This is a genomic window from Bacteroidota bacterium (assembly GCA_034723125.1).
GTDB lineage: Bacteria > Bacteroidota > Bacteroidia > CAILMK01 > JAAYUY01 > JAYEOP01.
Window position 1 is genome coordinate 1 of sequence record JAYEOP010000205.1, and the last position, 3,485, is coordinate 3,485.

Here is a 3,485-nt window from a genome sequence, read left to right on the forward strand (position 1 = left end):
TAATTAATAAGAATAAGAATATAAAATTTAATTTTTTCATAAAAATAAAAAACAGTAAAAATTTTTATTACTATTGTTTTATTAATTCCGTTAATTCTTTTTTAAGTTGTTCTATCTCTTGAGTTTGACACTTTAACACCTATTTTAGTCTATTTTTAAAACTTACCCCTTATGTTTATTGACTTTTCTGTTTGATTTTGAAAAATAGGCGTAGTGCGAAAATATTTTTTTATTCCAAATTTTGTTTATATTTTTGTGCCATGGCATTTTTAAGAGCAGAACAAAAAAAATCTGGTATTTACTTACGTATCGTCCAGTCGTACAAGATTGATGGTAAACCAAAACACAAAACAGTTCATTCCCTTGGTAAAGTGGAAGATTATTCAGCGGACCAATTAGAAAGAATCGCCAAAAAGTTAGTTGAACTGGCAGGTCGAAGTATTGATGCTATTTTTGGTGATTCGTTTCATGAATTAGGTAGATACAATTATGGATACGCTTTGGTAACTCAAAATTTATGGAATAGATACAATTTTGATAAACTTATCAAAATTATTAATAACAGAAGTAAAATAAAATTTGATTGGCAAGAAGTACTTCAGTTAATGATAGCAGAAAGAATTAATGACCCTTGTTCAAAATTGCAAACTCATTTCAATCAAACTGAATATATTGGATTTAGAAAAGATGAGATTCCTTTACATCATTTCTACAGAACTTTAGATGTTTTGAGTAAAGAAGAAAAATTTATAAAAAAACATATTTTCACACATGTATGTATTAACTGAAAACTCCCCACTCTATTAATCGAAAAGTATCCACCTAAAAAAGTTTAACTACCTTAGTTTTTTTTTATAAAAACGAGGTAAAAAATGATAACAATGGTAGATAAAAATTCGATATTAATAATGTATTATCGTGATGGAGAAAGTAAAAGTTTCATTTCACGAGAATTAAAATTAAGTCGCAAAACTGTTCGTAAATATATAGACGAACATGAGCGAAAATCAGGTTCACTTAAACTATCTGAGCATTTAGAAAAAGGTATGTCAAGTTGTCCAAAGTATGATGTTTCAAGCCGATCAAAAGTTAAGCTGACACGTGATATTGAAGAGGCAGTAAATTCTTGCATAGAAAAAAACCGACAAAAAATAAATCAAGGACTTCGCAAGCAAATCATGAAGAAAATAGATATTCACGAATATTTATTGTCAAAAGGTTATGAAGTTGGTTACACCACAATTTGCAATTATATAAGAGGAAAAGAATGCTTAGGAAAAGAGAGTTTTATAAAACAAATTTATAAACCTGGGAAAGTTTGCGAGTTTGATTGGGGCGATGTAAAATTATTTATAGACGGTAAATTGCAAACCTTTAATATGGCAGTTTTTACCAGTGCTTATAATAATTATCGTTGGGCGAAGTTGTTTTATCGTCAGGATACTTTAGCCTTTAGCCAGAGTCATATAGATTTTTTTTCACATTTAGAAGGAGTTCACAAAGAACTTGTTTATGATAATATGCGGGTAGCGATAGCAAAATTTGTTGGGCGAACAGAAAAAAAACCAACAGAAGCCTTATTGGAACTTTCAAATTATTACAAATTTGGATTTCGTTTTTGTAACATCCGTAAAGGAAATGAAAAGGGACATGTTGAAAAAAGCGTTGAATATATCCGCAGAAAATCGTTTTGTATTAAAGATGAATTTTCCGACATAGCAGAAGCTAACAAACATTTGCAAGAAAGTTGTGATAAATTAAATAATTCAGCTCAGAAATTATTAAAAGACAGAACAGCAAACGAACTTTTTGAGATAGAGAAACCATATCTATATGAGAGCAAAATTCCCTATAAATGTTTTAAAGATGAATATTCAAAAGTTGATAAATATTCTACAATTATACTTTATGGCAATCGATATTCAGTGCCCGATTTTCTTGTAGGAAAATTACTTGATGTAAAAGTTTTTGCAGAAAAAATAGATGTTTATTATAATACAGAATTGATTTGTAGTCATGCCCGAAATTATGGGGCACACACCTGGTCTTTAGATATAAATCATTACCTAACAACATTATTCCGAAAACCCGGAGCATTAAAAGGCTCTATGGCTTTTTCTCAATTAAGCAGCCAGATTAAAAATATTTATAAAGAATATTTTATAGATGAAAGTAAAGATTTTATAGAATTATTGCAATACTGCAAAAACAATGAAATTAGTTTTGAGACGATAGAAAAAGCAATAAAAAGAGTAAAACAAATAACGCCTTCAGACATCACTAAAGACAAAGTGTTGGCTGTTATGAATAAAGAAAAAGAGCCTGTTAAAGAAGAAAAAACAGACAATGAAATTTACCATCATTCACAGGCTATGCTAAAAGAATTAAACATTTTATTTAATTAAAAAAAAGAAAAATGGAATCAATAAATGATAATATAAAAACATTAACATTAGAAATAGGCTTGCCTGGTGTCCGACAGAATTTTGAACTTCTTCTTGATGAATTTAAAGACAAAAACAAAAGCTATGATCAATTTTTACACAAGCTCTTAGAATTGGAATTTATATCACGTACAAAGAGCCGAAAAGCATCAAGAATAAGACAAGCCGGGTTTCCTTACAAAAAATATCTTGACGAATTAAAATTAGAAGAACTTCCCGCTGATGCAAAAACAAAATTACAGGAACTCGAAACCCTTGATTTTATAAAACATGGAAGGAACATAATTTTTGCAGGTAATCCAGGAACAGGCAAAACTCATATAGCAATAGGTTTAGGTGTAAAAGCATGTTTAAACGATTACAAGGTGCATTTTACAACAGTTCCGCGTCTTATAACCCAGATAAAAGAAAGCCGTTCAGAAAGAACTTTAAGGCAATTTGAAAATCGTTTTGAAAAATATGATTTAGTAATTTGTGATGAATTTGGATATATTTCATTTGACAAAGAGGGAGCAGAATTATTATTTTCTCACCTTTCATTACGAGCCGGAATAAAATCAACAATCATAACAACCAATCTATCTTTTGACCGTTGGAGTGAAATATTTGGTGATACAGTATTGACAGCCGCAATGGTTGACAGACTTACTCATAAGGCTCATATTGTAAACATGAATGGAAAATCATATAGAACAAAAGAAACATTACAATACTTAAACAAAACTTTATAAGCATGGATGAAAAAATAAAAAAATGGAGAAGGTCAAAAATCAGACCGCCAAGCTTTGGATTGCTTTTTAAAAAGCAATCCAAAGCTTGAACAAAATACTAACAACTACTTTTAAAAATTAGTTGTATTTTTGTACTTTTAACTGGATACTTTTCGATTAATACTACTGGTACTTTTTGAATTAATGCATACAAATTGGTTGATTTAAGTAGGAGCAAAGAATTGTTGCCCCAATAAAGAAAAGAGATAAGACGAAGCCAAGTACCTGTCCTCTATTAGACCTTTTAATATCAGAATTCACGAGTTTGGTA

Annotated in this window: 3 protein-coding genes; all 3 read left to right on the forward strand. The window is 29.6% G+C overall.

Annotated elements, in window-relative coordinates; all coding sequences use genetic code 11:
• The first annotated feature begins 260 nt into the window (after window positions 1-260).
• A complete protein-coding gene (locus tag U9R42_05935) occupies window positions 261-788 on the forward strand; it encodes a hypothetical protein (protein MEA3495559.1) in 528 nt (175 codons plus the stop codon).
• 93 nt (window positions 789-881) lie between these two features.
• A complete protein-coding gene (gene istA / locus U9R42_05940; protein ID MEA3495560.1) occupies window positions 882-2,405 on the forward strand; it encodes an IS21 family transposase in 1,524 nt (507 codons plus the stop codon).
• Window positions 2,406-2,416: 11 nt separating this feature from the next.
• Window positions 2,417-3,175: an IS21-like element helper ATPase IstB gene (gene istB / locus U9R42_05945; protein MEA3495561.1), complete on the forward strand. Its 759-nt coding sequence runs from the start codon at window positions 2,417-2,419 to the stop codon at window positions 3,173-3,175.
• Window positions 3,176-3,485: the final 310 nt, after the last annotated feature.

Bases quoted from the DNA above. Each gene is read 5' to 3' on its own strand.
- istB (MEA3495561.1), top strand. From the start codon at position 2,417: ATGGAATCAATAAATGATAATATAAAAACATTAACATTAGAAATAGGC.
- U9R42_05935 (MEA3495559.1), top strand. From the start codon at position 261: ATGGCATTTTTAAGAGCAGAACAAAAAAAATCTGGTATTTACTTACGT.
- istA (MEA3495560.1), top strand. From the start codon at position 882: ATGGTAGATAAAAATTCGATATTAATAATGTATTATCGTGATGGAGAA.